This is a genomic window from Luteimonas aquatica, from assembly GCF_022662575.1.
Taxonomy (GTDB): Bacteria; Pseudomonadota; Gammaproteobacteria; order Xanthomonadales; family Xanthomonadaceae; genus Luteimonas; species Luteimonas aquatica.
The window spans coordinates 25,283-42,220 of the sequence record NZ_JALBFU010000001.1 but is presented as its reverse complement, the minus strand read 5'-3'; the positions used below and the strand labels follow the sequence as shown (position 1 = coordinate 42,220).

At 69.4% G+C, this 16,938-nt stretch carries 11 protein-coding genes; 4 read left to right on the top strand and 7 right to left on the bottom strand.

Features of this window, described 5'->3' with window-relative positions; all coding sequences use genetic code 11:
- Window positions 1-46: 46 nt before the first annotated feature.
- The 5 genes from csrA to lexA form a co-directional block, all read right to left on the bottom strand.
- Window positions 47-250 carry a carbon storage regulator CsrA gene (csrA, locus tag MD221_RS00175; protein WP_242106847.1) on the bottom strand — a complete coding sequence of 68 codons (204 nt, stop codon included), beginning with the start codon at window positions 248-250 and terminating at the stop codon, window positions 47-49.
- Window positions 251-397: 147 nt separating this feature from the next.
- Complete coding sequence (gene alaS / locus MD221_RS00170) at window positions 398-3,028, bottom strand: alanine--tRNA ligase (protein ID WP_242106845.1); 2,631 nt, start codon at window positions 3,026-3,028, stop codon at window positions 398-400.
- Window positions 3,029-3,413: 385 nt separating this feature from the next.
- Complete coding sequence (locus tag MD221_RS00165; protein WP_242106843.1) at window positions 3,414-3,908, bottom strand: regulatory protein RecX; 495 nt, start codon at window positions 3,906-3,908, stop codon at window positions 3,414-3,416.
- Between the two features lie 145 nt (window positions 3,909-4,053).
- Window positions 4,054-5,088, bottom strand: a complete 1,035-nt coding sequence (gene recA / locus MD221_RS00160; RefSeq protein WP_242108548.1) for a recombinase RecA — start codon at window positions 5,086-5,088, stop codon at window positions 4,054-4,056.
- Window positions 5,089-5,289: 201 nt separating this feature from the next.
- Window positions 5,290-5,946, bottom strand: a complete 657-nt coding sequence (gene lexA, locus MD221_RS00155) for a transcriptional repressor LexA (RefSeq protein ID WP_242106841.1) — start codon at window positions 5,944-5,946, stop codon at window positions 5,290-5,292.
- Window positions 5,947-6,036: 90 nt separating this feature from the next.
- On the opposite strand from lexA, the gene MD221_RS00150 reads away from it, so the two are divergent.
- Window positions 6,037-6,972 (top strand): bifunctional helix-turn-helix transcriptional regulator/GNAT family N-acetyltransferase, encoded by a 936-nt coding sequence (locus tag MD221_RS00150; RefSeq protein ID WP_242106839.1) that lies wholly within the window; start codon window positions 6,037-6,039, stop codon window positions 6,970-6,972.
- Between the two features lie 78 nt (window positions 6,973-7,050).
- Here the strand turns inward: MD221_RS00150 and MD221_RS00145 are convergent, their stop codons facing one another.
- The gene (locus MD221_RS00145) at window positions 7,051-7,548 is read right to left on the bottom strand and encodes a CinA family protein (RefSeq protein ID WP_242106837.1); all 498 of its coding nucleotides are present in this window, start codon (window positions 7,546-7,548) and stop codon (window positions 7,051-7,053) included.
- 120 nt (window positions 7,549-7,668) lie between these two features.
- The gene (locus MD221_RS00140) at window positions 7,669-10,263 is read right to left on the bottom strand and encodes a TonB-dependent receptor (RefSeq protein WP_242106834.1); all 2,595 of its coding nucleotides are present in this window, start codon (window positions 10,261-10,263) and stop codon (window positions 7,669-7,671) included.
- Between the two features lie 609 nt (window positions 10,264-10,872).
- Here MD221_RS00140 and mutS point away from each other — a divergent pair.
- The 3 genes from mutS to katG all read left to right on the top strand — a co-directional run bounded on the left by mutS (window position 10,873) and on the right by katG (window position 16,912).
- Window positions 10,873-13,476: a DNA mismatch repair protein MutS gene (gene mutS / locus MD221_RS00135; RefSeq protein ID WP_242106833.1), complete on the top strand. Its 2,604-nt coding sequence runs from the start codon at window positions 10,873-10,875 to the stop codon at window positions 13,474-13,476.
- Between the two features lie 260 nt (window positions 13,477-13,736).
- Complete coding sequence (locus MD221_RS00130; RefSeq protein WP_242106831.1) at window positions 13,737-14,357, top strand: DUF937 domain-containing protein; 621 nt, start codon at window positions 13,737-13,739, stop codon at window positions 14,355-14,357.
- A gap of 371 nt (window positions 14,358-14,728) precedes the next feature.
- On the top strand, window positions 14,729-16,912 hold the full coding sequence (katG, locus tag MD221_RS00125; protein WP_242106828.1) for a catalase/peroxidase HPI: 2,184 nt from the start codon (window positions 14,729-14,731) through the stop codon (window positions 16,910-16,912).
- Window positions 16,913-16,938: the final 26 nt, after the last annotated feature.

The window sequence follows — 16,938 nt, the reverse complement described above, 5'->3', positions numbered from 1 at the left end:
GCATGCCGGACGGCATGCGTCCGAAACGCGTGCGAAGAATACCGGTTCAGTCGGAATGCGGCAAACCCTGGTGAGGGGCGCGTTCCTCTCCGCGCTGGATGCGCTCGTAAATCTCTTCCCGGTGCACGGCCACGTCTTTGGGCGCGGTGATGCCGATGCGCACCTGGTTGCCTTTCACACCGAGCACCGTCACGGTGACGGTATCGCCGATCATCAGGGTCTCACCGACGCGGCGAGTCAAAATCAACATTGCTTGGAATCTCCATGGGTCGGCGGGAAACGTTCTCGCCAGACGGCTTTCGGACACGGGCAGCCGAAAAACGCTTGCAACAAACGGAGGATGTTACCGGTTGCTGACGGGCCTCAGCAAGCAAAAAACCGCTGTTCCGGCAGGGGTTCAGGCGCGGTTCGCCCGGACCCAGTCGGGTACCTGCGTGAGGGCAGCATTCAGGTCCGGGCCGTCCGGACCGCCCCCTTGCGCGAGGTCGGGTCGGCCACCGCCCTTGCCGCCGATTTGCTTGGCGATGTGCGACAACAGATCGCCCGCCTTGAGTCGGCCGAGCGCCGCGCCGCTGACGCCGGCCACCAGCGCCGCCTTGCCGTCGTCGGCACCGGCCAGCACGATCACCGCATCCCCCAACTGCTGTTTGAGACGGTCGATTGCATCGCGCAGCGCCTTGGCGTCGAAGCCCTCCAGGCGCACCGCCAGCACCTTGATGCCGTCCACGTCCACCGCGTTCGCGGCCAGGTCCGCGGCGGCGCCGCTGGCGGCCTTGGCCTTGAGCGATTCCAGCTCGCGTTCGAGCTTCTTCTGCCTGTCCAGCAGCGCGCGCAGCTTGTCGTTGACCTCGGCCGAGGTGCCGCCCAGCAGGCGCGCGGCATCGGACAACTGCCGCTCCACGGCGGCCACGTGTTCCAGCGCGTCGTGTCCGGTCAAGGCCTCGACCCGGCGCACGCCGGCGGACACGCCGCCTTCGGACACCAGCTTCAGCAGGCCGATCTGTCCGGTGCTGGCCACATGGGTGCCGCCGCACAACTCGACCGAATCGCCCATCTTCACCACGCGCACGCGTTCGCCGTACTTCTCGCCGAACAGCGCCATCGCGCCGGAGTCCAGCGCCTGCTGCATGTCCATCTGGCGGATCTCGGTGGGATGGTCGGCGCGCACCTCGACATTGATGCGGCGCTCGATCTCCGCCAGCTCCTCCGCCGTGACCGGCTGGAAGTGGGAGAAGTCGAAACGCAGGCGGTCGGGCGCCACCAGCGAGCCCTTCTGCTGCACGTGGGTGCCGAGCACGCCGCGCAGCGCGGCATGCAGCAGGTGCGTACCGGAGTGGTTGAGCACCGTGGCGCCGCGGCGGGCGCCGTCGACCGAGGCGACCAGGCGATCACCGCGCTTGAGGCCGCCGGCCTCCAGGCGGCCGACGTGGCCGTGGTACTGGCCGGCGTACTTCTGGGTGTCGGCGACGCGGAAGCGCACGCCCTGCTCGTCCAGTTCACCGGTGTCGCCGACCTGGCCGCCGGACTCGGCGTAGAACGGCGTGCGGTCCAGGAAGACCACGCCCTCCTCGCCGGCCTCGAGAGCGTCGACCGGACGGCCGTCGCGCAACAGCGCGACCACTTCCAGTCCGCCCGCGGTCAACAGGTCGTAGCCGAGGAATTCGGTGGGCTGCAGCTGCGCCACCAGATCGGCCGGCAGACCGGTGCCGGCGGAGAATTTTCCGCTCTTGCGCGCGGTCTCGCGCTGCTGCGCCATCGCCGCGTCGAAGCCGTCGGTGTCCACGGTCAGGCCGCGCTCGCGGGCGATGTCGGCGGTGAGGTCGAGCGGGAAGCCGTAGGTGTCGTACAGGCGGAAGGCGTCGGCGCCCGGGATGGCGCCGGCGCTGCGCTTGGCGACCTCGTCGAAGATGCGCATGCCCGAGTCCAGCGTCTCGGCGAAGCGCTCCTCCTCCGCCTTCAGCGCGCGCTCGACCAGTTCGCGCTTGGCGCGCAGTTCCGGATAGGCCTCGCCCATCAAGGCATCGAGCGTCGCCACCAGCCGGTGGAAGAACGGCTGGCGCGTGCCGAGCATCCAGCCATGGCGCAGGGCGCGGCGGATGATCCGGCGCAGCACGTAGCCGCGGCCCTCGTTGGAGGGCAGCACGCCGTCGACGATCAGGAACGAGCAGGCGCGGATATGGTCGGCGATCACGCGCAGCGACTTGTTTTCCAGGTCCTGCGTGCCGGTGAGCTCGGACGCCTTCCTGATCAGTGCCTGGAACAGGTCGATCTCGTAATTGCTGTGCACGTGCTGCAGCACCGCGGCCAGGCGCTCCAGGCCCATGCCGGTGTCCACGCACGGCGCCGGCAGCGGCACCAGGGTGCCGTCGGGCTGGCGATCGAACTGCATGAACACCAGGTTCCAGATCTCGATGTAGCGGTCGCCGTCCTCGTCCGGCGAACCGGGCGGACCGCCTGCGATGTGCTCGCCGTGGTCGTAGAAGATTTCCGTGCACGGCCCGCAGGGCCCGGTGTCGGCCATCTGCCAGAAGTTGTCGGAGGCGTACGGCGCGCCCTTATTGTCGCCGATGCGCACGATGCGCTCGGCCGGCAGGCCGATCGTGCGATGCCACAGATCGTAGGCCTCGTCGTCGGTGTGATAGACGGTGACCAGCAGCCGCTCCTTGGGCAGCTTCCAGACTTCGGTCAGCAGCTCCCAGGCCCAGGCGATGGCGTCCTTCTTGAAGTAGTCGCCGAACGACCAGTTGCCGAGCATCTCGAAGAAGGTGTGGTGGCGCGCGGTGTAGCCGACCGAATCGAGGTCGTTGTGCTTGCCGCCGGCGCGCAGGCAGCGCTGCACGTCGGCCGCGCGCACGTAGCTGCGCTTCTCCGCGCCCAGGAACACGTCCTTGAACTGGACCATGCCGGAATTGGTGAACAGCAGGGTCGGATCGTTGCCGGGCACCAGCGGCGCCGAAGGCACGATGGTATGGCCCTTGGACTGGAAGAAGTCGAGGAAATCCCGGCGGATGTCGGAGGTGGTCTTCATGAAGCTCGGTTTGGAAGATGGACGGCAGGCCGGCGCCGACCTCGTGTCCGCGCCGGTCGCGCCCGCAAACGCCCGGCCGCGACGCCGGGCGGGATGCCCGAAGCCGGCCCGCGCGCCGAGGGACGACGAACGAATCCCGCAATGGGCGCGATCAGGCCCGCGATACCGACAAGATGCGGCCGCGGGGGCATGAGGGCAACCCGGGGATTCAATAGGTTAACAGGCGTGAACGCCCTGTGCTCGGCCCGCATCCGGGGCTTGGCGTCTGCGGCCGCGGCATCGGCGCGCGGCGAAGGGAATGCCCGCCCGAGGCATCGATCCCGGCGCAGGAGGCGGCGCTTTTCCGGTCGCCCCGCCGGACCGGGAGGAGCCTCGGGCGAGCGCCCTACTCTTCGATGTCCTCGCTCACCGCCGCCCGGATGTGCTCGGCGGCAAATCCCCGCCGCAGCAGGAAATCGGCGGCCTTGCGCCGTACGGCAGGGTCATCGACGGCGGCCGGGCCGTAGCGGCGGCGGACGAGGTCGCGCGCTGTCTCGGCCCAGCCGCCGTCGAGGTCTCCCAAGACTTGGCGGATGGCGTCTTGCTCCAATCCATGGGTGGCCAGCTCGGCGCGGATGCGCACCGGTCCATAGCCGTTGCCGGCGCGGCTGCGCGCCAGCATTTCCGCGAAACGGCTGTCGTCCTGCCAGCCGTCCTGCGCCAGCCGGTCGACGGCCGCCGCGGCCGCGCCGGCATCGATGCCGCGCGAAGCGAGTTTGCGGGCGAGCTCCTTGCGGGAGTGCTCGCGGCGAACCAGCATGCCCAGCGCCTGCTGGACCGGGGTCCGTTCGCCCGCCGGCCGGCGCTGCGCTTTCGGCCGCCGGCGTTCCTCCTCCGTCATCCTTCCTCTCCCGCGCGCCGGGGTGAAATCCGGCACGCACTCAGTCCCTGGGGGCCGCAAGCGCGCACTCGTGGAGGAGTCGGCGCGACCCTCCCTCCGGCAGCAGACGCGACGAAGAAGGACTCAACGGGGGAAGAGCGGAGGCTCAGGCCTCCTCCTCTTCCTCGGCGTCCTGCTGCGAGGCTTCCTGCGGCACGAACCTGGCGCGCAGCTCGGCTTCCAGCCGGGTGGCGATGGCCGGGTTGTCCTTGAGGAACTGGCGGGCGTTCTCCTTGCCCTGGCCGATGCGCTCGTCGCCGTAGCTGTACCAGGCACCCGCCTTCTCCACCAGCTTGGCGTCCACGCCCATGTCGATCAGCTCGCCTTCGCGGCTGATGCCCTCGCCGTAGAGGATCTCGGTGACGACCTGCTTGAACGGGGGCGCCATCTTGTTCTTGACCACCTTGATGCGGGTCTGGTTGCCGATGATCTCCTCGCCCTTCTTGATCGAGCCGATGCGGCGGATGTCCAGGCGCACCGAGGCGTAGAACTTCAGGGCGTTGCCGCCGGTGGTGGTTTCCGGGCTCTGGCCGGGCATCATGATGCCGATCTTCATGCGCAGCTGGTTGATGAAGATCACCAGGCAGTTGCTGCGCTTGATGTTGCCGGTGAGCTTGCGCAGCGCCTGGCTCATCAGGCGCGCCTGCAGGCCGGGCAGCTGGTCGCCCATCTCGCCCTCGATTTCGGCCTTCGGCGTGAGCGCGGCGACCGAATCGATCACCACCATGTCGACGGCGTTGGAGCGCACCAGCATGTCGGCGATCTCCAGCGCCTGCTCGCCGGTGTCCGGCTGCGAGACCAGCAGGTCGTCGACGTTGACGCCGAGCTTCTGCGCGTAGGTCGGATCGAGCGCGTGCTCGGCGTCGATGAAGGCGGCGGTGCCGCCGCCGCGCTGGCACTGGGCGATGGCCTGCAGGGTCAGCGTGGTCTTGCCGGAGGATTCCGGGCCGTAGATCTCCACGACGCGGCCCTTGGGCAGGCCGCCGATCCCCAGCGCGATGTCGAGCATCAGCGAGCCGGTGCCGACCACCTCGGTGGCCTCGACCGTGCGATCGCCCATGCGCATCACCGATCCCTTGCCGAACTGCTTCTCGATCTGTCCCAGGGCGGCGGAAAGCGCGCGCTTCTTGTTCTCGTCCATCGTGGCGGTCCTCGTCATGTGTTTTGAATCATGTGTTTTGAATCTGGGCGGCAGTGTGGCTGCGGCGGATCGCAAAGGCTGCGACTGCCGCGTCCGTCGCCGAAAAATTTACCGGGGCGGCGCATGGCGGCATATCGGAAGCCGCGGGCGCCGCCCGTCGGGAAAGCCCGTACCGGGCCGTCGGCGGATCGAACGCCGCCCTCACCGGTTCGGCCTGACGAGGCCGCAGTACAGGCCTTCGATGGCGAAGTCCTGGCCCGGCTGGATCTCGATCGGGGCGTAGTCGGGATTGCGCGGCAGCAGGCGGATCTTCTGTTGGCCCGCGGGGTCCTTGCCGATCTTCAGCAGCTTGACCGTGACCTCCTCGTCGATGCGCGCCACCACGATCTGGCCCGAACGCGCGTCGCGGGTACGGTGCACGCCGATCAGGTCGCCGTCGAAGATGCCCTCGTCGCGCATCGAGTCGCCCCTGACCTTGAGCAGGTAGTCGGGCGCCGGCGCGAAGAAGGTGCGGTCGAGCAGCACCACCTGCTCCGAGCCGATGTCCGCGCCGATCGGCACGCCGGCCGCGACCTGGCCCAGCACCGGCAACTGCAGCACGTCGTCCCCCGCCGCCGGCAGCGGCAGGGCCTGCTGCGGCGGTTCGGGCATGCGCACCACGCGGATGCCGCGGGCGCGGCCGGGCATGCGCTCGATGACGCCGGCCGTCTCCAGCGCCTCCAGGTGGTACTGCGCCGCGCGCACGCCCTTGAAGCCGAAGGCCTTGGCGATCTCGGTCTGCGACGGCGGCAGGCCATCGGCTTCGATGCGCTCGGCGATCATCTCGAGAATCGCCTGCTGGGTGTCGGTGAGCTCCATGGTTAGTAGTAATACTACTAAGCGCCGACGCTGGCAAGGCCCGCAAGCCGGGCATATAGTTGACTCAGTCAATCAATTGGCGGAGCCGCCATGTCGCCCGACGCGCTGGAATTGCAGGTCGACGAGATTCGCGATTTCAACCGCTTCTACACGCGCCGCATCGGCGTGCTGCAGGAACACCTGCTCGACAGTCCCTACCCGCTCACCCAGGCGCGCGTGCTGTTCGAGCTGGCGCGGCGCCAGCCGGTCGCCGCGCGCGACATCGGCGCGACCCTCGGGCTCGATCCCGGCTACCTCAGCCGGATCGTGCAGGGCTTCGCGGCCGAAGGCCTGGTCGAACGCTCGCCCTCGACGCGCGACGGGCGCAGCATCACGCTCCGCCTCACGCCCGACGGCGAGGCCGCCTTCGCGCGGCTCGAGCACGATTCCCGCGCGGCCGTCGCGGCGATGCTCTCGGAGATGTCGGCGCCGGCACGGCGGCGCCTGACGCGCGCGCTGCACGAGGCGCAAGCGCTGCTTTCGCCCGCCGGCACGGCCTCCGGCCTGAACATCCGCACGCATGCTCCCGGCGACATCGGCTGGGCGATCGAGCGGCACGCGCGCCTGTACACCGACGAGTACGGCTGGAACGCCGAGTTCGAGGCGCTGGTCGCCACCCTGTTCGCGCGCTTCGCCACCGACCACGACCCGGAGAAGGAGCGCTGCTGGATCGCCGAGCTGGACGGCGAACGCGTCGGCTGCGTGTTCGTCGTGCGCAACGCGGACGACGCCGACACCGCGCAGCTGCGCTGCCTGCTGGTGGATCCGGTCGCGCGCGGGCATGGCGTGGGCCGGCGCCTGGTCGAGGAATGCCTGGCCTTCGCCCGCGCCGCCGGCTACCGCAGGATGCTGCTGTGGACCAACGACATCCTCGTTGCGGCGCGCCGCATCTACGAAAGCTGCGGCTTCGCGCTGGCCGAGGAGTATCGCCACCACAGTTTCGGCCATGACCTGGTCGGCCAGGTGTGGACGCTGGATCTGGCCTGACGCGGTCGTCCGCCGCTTCGTTGCGCCCGCCCCGCGCGCCAGCCGGCCACGCCGGCGGCACTCCGGACGACGCGCCGGCTAGGCAATCAGCCCATCGAGCCCGCGCAGCGCGGCGGCCACCGACTGCCGGCGCACCTGCTCGCGATCGCCGTCGAAGCGGAACACTTCCGCGCGCGCGTAGCCGCCGCGGCGCTTCCAGCCGATCCAGACCGTGCCCACCGGCTTGTCCTCGCTGCCGCCGCCGGGGCCGGCGATGCCGGTGACCGCCACCGCGACGCTGGCGCCGGAATTGACCAGTGCGCCGGAGACCATCTCGACCACCGTTTCGCGGCTGACCGCGCCGAAGCTCTCCAGGGTCTGCGGGCGCACGCCCAGCAGCGCCTGCTTGGCCTCGTAGCTGTAGGCGACCATCCCGCAGTCGAACCAGTCGGAGGAGCCGGCGATGTCGGTGGCGGTCTTGGCGATCCAGCCGCCGGTGCAGCTCTCGGCCGTGACCAGCCGCTCGTGCGCGGCGCGCAGGCGCGCACCGAGCGTTTCGGCCGAGGCGCGCAGTTCGGAATCGGTGGGAATGGACATCGGCGTTTCTGTCGTGGGGAGCCCGCCTTGTAGCCGAAATCGGCGCAAATGTCTGCACGCCGAAAACGCGACGGCCCGCCGCATGCGCGGCGGGCCGCCGTCATCGCCCCGAGCGAGGGGTCAGTAGTGCACGCGCAGCGTCATCCCGTAGGTGCGCGGCGCCCCCAGGAAGGCGTTGTAGGTGTTGGTCGGATCGCCGGGCGTGGGCGAGAAGTTCTGCAGCGGCGCGTCGAAGCCCACCTGCTGGTAGGTCTTGTCGGTAAGGTTCTCGCCCCACAGCTCCACCGACCAGCGCCTGTTCTTCGCGCCGATGCCCACGCGCGCGTTGACCAGTGTATAGCCCTTCTGGATCTTCTCCACGTCCAGGTCGGAGCCGGTGTTGTGCTCGGACAGGTACTTGGCGCCGATGTTGAAGCGGCCGACCAGGTTCGCGCCGATGTCCCGTTCGTAGCTCAGCGCCGCCGAGCCCGACCACAGCGGCGCGAAGCTGATGCGGTTGCCGGGCAGCTTGTACAGGGGACCGGCGGGCGCGACGAATTCCGACGTCGGTTTGTCCTTGCCGTAGCGCGTATCGGCATAGGTGATGCCGGCCTGCACCATCAGGCCGTCGATGCCGGTCTGCCACAGCAGTTCGGTGTCGATGCCCTTGGACACGACCTGCGGGATCGAGCGCACGACGTAGCTGGTGCCGAGGAAGCTGTTGAGCTGGAAGTCGGTGTACTCCTGGTAGAACACGGTGCCGTTGAGCAGCAGGTTGCCGCCGAGCCAGGTGGTCTTGGCGCCGAGCTCGTAGCTGTCGACGAATTCGCCGGGGAAGGACGTGTCGTCGACCGGGACGATGCCGGCGGTGCCGGAGGATAGGCCGGTGTTGGACTGCACGCGGTCGAGGTTGAAGCCGCCGCCCTTGTAGCCGCGCGCGCCGGACAGGTAGGTCATCACCTGCTCGTTCCAGCGATAGGCCAGCTTGAGCGTGCCCGACCATTCGCTTTCGGTGCGATCCTGGTCGGTGCGGCGGCCGTTGTGGCGGATGTTGGCCCAGGGCAGGCACATGTAGCCGATGGTGGTGGGCGCCAGCTGCTGCGCCACCGGTACCGGAATGCCGCGTCCGGCCAGCGCGGCGACGACCTGCGCCGGGTTGCCGAGCGCCGAGAGGCAGCCCAGGCTGCCGTTCGGATTGGTGTAGCGCGACTCCAGCTCCTTCTCCTCCCGGGTGTAGCGCAGGCCCAGGGTCACCGAGAATTGGTCGGTGGCGCGCCAGGTGTTGTTGGTGAACAGCGCCAGCGACCGGGCCTTCTGCTCGTAGGTATCGTGTGCGCCTTCGCTGTCGGCGGCGAAACTGGTGCCGTAGGGACGCCCGGTCGCCTGCGAGGCGAACAGGAAGGGATTGGCGGTGTTGACGTTGATCCCCAGCGGCGCGAGCTGCCGCGCGAACAGGCTGACCAGGGCCGTGGACAGGTAGGCCTCGTAATGGCGTCCGATCACGTACTGGTCGTGTCGCTCCAGGTCCTCGTCCGAGTAGAAGCCGCCCACCATCCAGTCGAAGCGGTCGCTGCTGCCGGTCAGCCGCAGCTCCTGGCTGAAGCTCTTGAAGGCGGTGGACGAATCGTCGAACTCGTTGCGGCGATACAGCAGGTCGGCGCCGCTGAAGTCGAAGTCGAGCGCGTTGATCGACTTCCAGTCGCGGCCGGCGGTGATCGAGGTCAGGGTCGCGCCGCCGAACCAGGGCGAATTCCAGTTCAGCTCCATCGACAGGCCCTTGTCCTTGACGTCCTGTTGGGTGCCGCGATTGGCGTAGCCCAGGCGGCGCTGCGGATCGGCCGTCGGGATCACCGCGCGCCCCGCCCCGCCGGCCAGCGCGTCGAGGATCGCCGCCGTGGCCCCGCGCACCGTGGTCACGCCGACGCAGCAGTTCTCCTCGCGGCTGCTGTAGTCGGCGATGAAGTTGATGTCGAGGTTCTCGTTCGGCTCCAGCAACAGTTGCCCGCGCACGGTGTGGAAGTTGCGGTCGCTGTCCTCGCGCTCCTCGCGCGGGCCGACGCCGGTGTTGATGTCGATCACGCCGTCGCGCTTGCGCTTGGCGGCATAGACGCGGAACGCTGCGTTCTCCCCCAGGTTGTCGTTGTAGGCGCCGGAGACGCCGACCTCGCCGTAGTTGCCGACGGTCAGCTCGGCGTCGGCGCTCTGCGTGTAGCTCGGGCGCCGGGTGATGACATTGATCACGCCGGCCGAGGTGTTCTTGCCGAACACCGTGCCCTGCGGCCCTTTCAGCACCTCGATGCGCTCGATCTCGCCCAGGTCGCCGAAGCCCACGCCCACGCGCGGCCGGTAGACGCCGTCGATCACCAGGCCCACCGCCGACTCCAGGCCGGCGTTGTCGCCGTTGGTGCCGACGCCGCGGATGCGCGCGGTGGTCTGCGATTCGTTGGTGGTGGAGCTGACGTGCAATCCCGGCACCAGCATCTGCACGTCCTTGATGTCGGTGACGCCGATGTCCTGCAGCAGCTGCTCGGGCAGGGCCGTGAGCATGATCGGCACGTCCTGCAAGGCCTCCTCGCGCTTTTGCGCGGTCACCACCATGGTGTCCAGGGTGGTGGCTTCCTTGTCGCGCTGGGATTTGCCCTCCCTGGCTTCTTGCGCACCGGCTTCCGACATCACACTGCTCGCGGCGAGGACGGCGAGCGTCAACGCGCGGTGTTGCGGTTTTGCAGCGATCATGGTGTCCCCCTCAGGCCATCAGATTGCGTGGATTGGAAAGCGCCGATTGGCTGTCTTGCGGTTGTTCTCCGTACCGAATGCAGGCGCCCCGACGCCTTCACGGGAAATTAACACCAATTCGCCGCAAGGCATTGTGCGTTGCAGTAGAGGTCGGGAACGGACTCGATTCGTCGGTATTCGTGCACCCCACGGCAGGTCGGCTTCCTATCGAGGGCATCGCCGCCGCTGGCGCGGACGCCCGTGCCCGGAAAGCGCGGCTTCGGCGCCCGGCCACGAACGCCCGCCGGGTGGAACGCACGATCCCGCGCGACACCTTCCGGCCGCAGCCGCCAGGCGATCCGCGCGACGCAGGCGATGGGCGTCGCCGCGCCACGGCACCACGGGCGATCCGCATATAATTTGCCGTCGTTCCGCCGACGCCCGTCATGGCGGAACATTGGCGCCCCATCCTCACGCAAGCCGCGAAGGCCGCCCGGCCCGCATGATCCACGGGATCGCCCCGGCGGATCCGATGCGGACGGTACGCGCCCCCGCGGCCTCGGCATCCGCTGCGCCCGGCCGGCGAACGGCCCGCCGCAATGGAGGCAAGGCGAGCAAGACCGGAGATCCATGAACAAACCCGACACCTCTTCGCACACGCCGCTGATGCGCCAGTTCTTCGCCGCCAAGGCGGAACATCCGGACGTGCTGCTGTTCTTCCGGATGGGCGATTTCTACGAACTGTTCTACGACGATGCGCGCAAGGCCGCGCGCCTGCTCGACATCACCCTGACCCAGCGCGGCGCCTCCGCCGGGCAGCCCATTCCGATGGCCGGCGTGCCCTTCCATGCGGTGGAAGGCTATCTGGCGCGGCTGGTGGCACTGGGCGAATCGGTGGCGATCTGCGAGCAGATCGGCGACCCGGCGGCGAGCAAGGGCCTGGTCGAACGCAAGGTGGTGCGCATCGTCACCCCCGGCACGGTCACCGACGAGGCGTTGCTGAGCGAGCGCCGCGACACGCTGCTGCTGGCGATCGCTCGCGGCGGCACAAAAAGCGGCGGCTACGGCCTAGCCTGGGCGGACCTGGCCGGCGGCCGCTTCCTGGTCAACGAGGTCGCCAACGACGACGCCCTGGAAGCCGAGCTGGCGCGCCTGGAGCCGGCCGAGCTGCTGCAGCCCGACGAGGAAGGCTGGCCGGACTTCGTCACCGCGCGCACCGGCGTGCGCCGCCGCGCGCCGTGGCTGTTCGACGCCGACAGCGGGCGCCGGCAACTATTGCAGTTCTTCGGCCTGCACGACCTCACCGGCTTCGGCATCGAGGACCGGCCGCTGGCCATCGCCGCGGCCAGCGCCCTGCTCGGCTACGTCGAGGAAACGCAGAAGCAGCGCCTGCCGCACCTGACCGCGATCGCGGTGGAATCCAGCGACGGCGCCATCGCCATGAACGCCGCCACGCGCCGCCACCTCGAACTGGACATGCGCGTGGACGGCGAGCAGAAGCACACCCTGCTCGGCGTGCTCGACACCACCGTCACGCCGATGGGCGGACGGCAGCTGCGGCGCTGGCTGCACCGGCCGCTGCGCGACCGCGACCTGGTCGGCCGCCGCCACCACGCCGTCGCCACGCTGATCGACAACGGCGCCGGCGATACGCTGCGCGAGACCTTCCGCGCGCTCGGCGACGTCGAACGCATCCTCTCGCGCATCGCGCTGCGCTCGGCGCGCCCGCGCGACCTGAGCACGCTGCGCGACGCCCTGGCGCTGCTGCCGCGGGTGCGCGAGGTCCTGCAACCGCTCGACTCGCCGCGTCTGCAGGCGCTGGCCGCCGAACTGGGCGAGCACGACGCGCAGGCCGCGCTGCTGGCGCAGGCGCTGGTCGAGCAGCCGCCGCTGCTGGCCCGCGACGGCGGCGTCTTCGCCGAGGACTACGACGCCGAACTCGACGAACTGCGGCGCCTGTCCACCCATGCCGACCAGTTCCTGGTCGACCTGGAACAGCGCGAGCGCGAGGCCAGCGGCATCCCGACGCTCAAGGTCGGCTACAACCGCGTCCACGGCTACTACATCGAGATCAGCAAGGCGCAGGCCGCGCGCGCGCCCACGCACTACACGCGCCGGCAGACGCTCACCGGCGCCGAGCGCTACATCACCGAGGAGCTGAAGAATTTCGAGGACAAGGTGCTGTCCGCCCGCGAACGCGCGCTGGCGCGCGAACGGCTGCTCTACGAACAGCTGCTGGACGGACTGAACGAGCATCTGGAATCGCTCAAGCGCTGCGGCGCCGCGCTGACCGAGCTCGACGTGCTGGCCTGCTTCGCCGAGCGCGCGCAGACGCTGGACTGGTCGCGCCCGCGGCTGGTCGACGAGCCCTGCCTGCGCATCGAGCGCGGCCGCCATCCGGTGGTGGAGGCCGTGCGCACCGAACCGTTCGAGCCCAACGACCTGTCGCTGGACGGCGACTCCGGTCAGGGGCGGCGCATGCTGGTGATCACCGGCCCCAACATGGGCGGCAAGAGCACCTACATGCGCCAGAACGCGCTGATCGTGCTGCTCGCCCACATCGGCAGCTTCGTGCCCGCCGCCAGCGCGACGATCGGGCCGATCGACCGCATCCTCACCCGCATCGGCGCCGGCGACGACCTGGCCCGCGGCCAGTCCACCTTCATGGTGGAGATGGCCGAGACCAGCTACATCCTGCACCACGCCACCGCGCAGTCGCTGGTGCTGATGGACGAGATCGGCCGCGGCACCTCGACCTACGACGGCCTGGCGCTGGCCGAGGCCTGCGCGCGCCACCTGGCCGCGCACAACCGCTGCTACACCCTGTTCGCCACCCACTACTTCGAGCTGACCGCCCTGGCCACCCCGGGCAGCGGCATCGCCAACGTGCACCTGGACGCGGTCGAGCACCACGACAGGCACGGCGGCGAGACCCTGGTCTTCATGCATGCGGTGAAGGACGGCCCGGCCGACCGCAGCTTCGGCCTGCAGGTGGCCGCGCTGGCCGGCCTGCCCAAGGCGGTGATCCGCGAAGCGCGCGGCCGCCTGGCCGAACTGGAGCGGCAGACCCGCGACACCGCGCCGCTGTCGCCGGCCACGCTCGACTCGCCGCAGCAGTTCGGCCTGTTCGCGCCGGCTTCGGCCGCGCTCGATGCGCTGGCCGCCGTCGACCCGGACGAACTCACGCCCAAGCAGGCGCTGGAAGCGCTGTACCGGATCAAGGCGCTGACGTAGGGCGCCACGCGGAAGACGGCGCGGAAGAAACCGTCTTCGCGGCGCCGCGCCGGGCACGGTGGTGACGGCTGTCCGAACCCGTCGGCGATGCCCCGAATGCCGGCTCGAAGGCAGTCGGACCGATGGCGCCGTCTGCTGCGTCCTTTGAAGCACGAACCCGTCTTGACCGGCCCCGGACCGGCGCCGGCCGCCCGGACACAAATCTAACGCTGGCGCGCTACCATGCGGCCCCCGTCACACTTCCAGCAGGTAGACCCGCCATGAGCAACAGCCTCGCCGACGAACTCTTCCAGCAGTTGCAAGGCGCGCCGCTGCAGCAGCTCTCGCAGCAGCTGGGCACGGACCAGTCGCAGACGTCCAGCGCGGTCGGCGCGGCGCTGCCGCTGCTGCTCGGCGCGCTGGGCAAGAACACCGCGCAGCCGGGCGGCGCCGAAGCCTTGCTGGGCGCGCTGCAGAAGGACCACACCGGCCTGGATCTGGGCGGCGTGCTCGGCGCGGTGCTGGGCGGCTCGCTCGGTGGCGGCAGCCGCCAGACCGACGGCGCGGCGATCCTCGGCCACATCTTCGGCGGCAACCAGCCGCGCGCGGAAGCCGGCCTCGGCCAGGCCACCGGGCTGGGCAACGATCGTGCCGGGCAACTGCTGCAGATGCTGGCGCCGATCGTGCTGTCCTTCCTCGCCCAGCGCTTCCTCGGCCAGGGCGGCAATGCCGATGCCGGCAGCCTGGGCCAGGTGCTCGGGCAGGAACGCCAGGTCGCCCAGCAGCAGGGCGGCGCCGGCGGCGGACTGCTCGGTGCCGTGCTGGACCAGGACGGCGACGGCCAGCTCGGCATCGGCGACCTGCTCAAGATCGGAGGCGGACTGCTCGGCGGCAAGAGCTGACCGCTTGCAGACGGGTCGTGAAGAAAGGCGGGCCTCGGCCCGCCTTTTTGTTTGCCTGCCACGATAGCCGAAATCTATCGATAGCTTCATTTAATTCGATTTTTCCTCTTCGTAGGCCGAGTGTATGGTCGTTGGCACCTCACAACCTGCGGAGCCGCCAGCGATGCGCCAGCCCTCATCTCCTCGAAGACCGCTCCGCCTCCTCCCCTCGCCGGCGCACGCGCCGGATCCGGTTTACGACCGGCCCACACCGGGCGTGCTGCGCTAGCGCCCGCCCGCCGATCCGGAGCGGGCATCGCGAATGCCCAGCCCTCTTTCCTCCACGGATCCGCGCCGCGCACGCGCGGACCGCAGCCAAGGCAGACCTTCCCATGTCAACCGCAACGAAGTGCCCGTTCAACCATGTCGCCGGCAGCGGCACGTCGAACCGCGACTGGTGGCCGAACCAGTTGAACCTGAAGTTCCTGCACCAGCAGTCTCCGCAATCCGATCCGATGGGCGAGGCCTTCGACTACGCGGAGGAATTCAAGAGCCTCGACCTCGCGGCGGTGAAGCGGGACCTGCTGGCGCTGATGACCGACTCGCAGGACTGGTGGCCGGCCGACTTCGGGCACTACGGCCCGCTGTTCATCCGCATGGCCTGGCATAGCGCCGGCACCTACCGCATCAGCGACGGCCGCGGCGGCGCCGGCGCCGGACAGCAGCGCTTCGCGCCGCTCAACAGTTGGCCGGACAACGGCAACCTGGACAAGGCGCGGCGCCTGCTGTGGCCGATCAAGCAGAAATACGGCCGCAAGATCTCCTGGGCCGACCTGATCGTGCTCACCGGCAACGTCGCCCTGGAATCGATGGGCTTCAAGACCTTCGGCTTCGCCGGCGGGCGCGAGGACGTGTGGGAACCCGAGGACGTCTACTGGGGCGCCGAAACCACCTGGCTCGGCGACAAGCGCTATACCGGCGACCGCGTGCTGGAGAACCCGCTCGGCGCCGTGCAGATGGGCCTGATCTACGTCAATCCGCAAGGACCGAACGGCAACCCGGACCCGGTCGCGGCGGCGCGGGACATCCGCGAGACCTTCGCGCGCATGGCGATGAACGACGAGGAGACCGTCGCGCTGATCGCCGGCGGCCACACCTTCGGCAAGACCCACGGCGCCGGCCCCGAATCGCACGTGGGACGCGAGCCCGAAGGCGCCGACCTCGAGGAGCAGGGCCTGGGCTGGCGCAGCAGCTTCGAGAGCGGCATCGGCGGCCATGCGATCACCAGCGGCCTGGAGGTCACCTGGTCGAGCACGCCGACCAAGTGGAGCCACTACTTCTTCGAAAGCCTGTTCGGCAACGAATGGGAACTGAGCAAGAGCCCCGCCGGCGCGCACCAGTGGAAAGCCAAGAACGGCGCGGGCGACGGCACCATCCCCGATGCGCACGATCCCTCCAAGCGGCATGGACCGACCATGCTCACCACCGACCTGTCGCTGCGCTTCGATCCGGCCTACGAGAAGATTTCCCGGCGCTTCCTCGAACATCCGGAACAGCTCGCCGACGCCTTCGCCCGCGCCTGGTTCAAGCTCACGCACCGCGACATGGGACCGCGCGCCCGCTATCTCGGTCCCGAGGTGCCGGCCGAGGAACTGATCTGGCAGGACCCGGTTCCCGCCGTCGACCACCCGCTGATCGACGAACAGGACATCGCCGCGCTCAAGGGGAAGATCCTGGCCTCCGGCCTGAGCGTTTCGGAGCTGGTGTCCACCGCCTGGGCCTCGGCCTCCACCTTCCGAGGCTCCGACAAGCGCGGCGGCGCCAACGGCGCGCGCATCCGCCTCGCGCCGCAGAAGGACTGGGAGGTCAACCAGCCGGCGCAACTGGCGAAGGTGCTGCAGACGCTGGAAGGCATCCAGCAGGACTTCAACGCCGCGCAATCCGGGGCATCCGCGAAACGCGTCTCGCTCGCCGACCTGATCGTACTCGCCGGCTGCGCGGGCGTCGAACAGGCGGCGAAGAATGCCGGCCACCCGGTCAAGGTGCCCTTCGTCCCCGGACGCACGGATGCCTCGCAGGCGCAGACCGACGTGGACTCCTTCGAGGTGCTCGAGCCGATCGCCGACGGGTTCCGCAACTACCTCAAGGGCAAGTTCACCGTCACGCCCGAGGCGCTGCTGGTCGACAAGGCGCAACTGCTGACCTTGACCGCACCGGAGATGACCGTCCTGATCGGCGGGCTGCGCGTGCTCGGCGCCAACGCCGGGCAGAGCCGGCACGGCGTCCTCACCCAGCGGCCGGAAACCCTGAGCAACGATTTCTTCGTCAACCTGCTCGACATGGGCACGCAATGGAAAGCCGTCTCGGAGGACAAGGACGTGTTCGAGGGACGCGATCGCGCCTCGGGCGCGCCCAAGTGGACCGGCACCCGCGTCGACCTGATCTTCGGTTCGCATTCGCAGTTGCGCGCACTGGCCGAGGTCTACGGCAGCTCGGACGCGCAGGAGAAGTTCGTGCAGGACTTCGTCGCCGCCTGGAACAAGGTGATGAACCTGGACCGCTTCGACCTGGCCTGAGCATCCTCGGCGGGAGGGGCATCGCC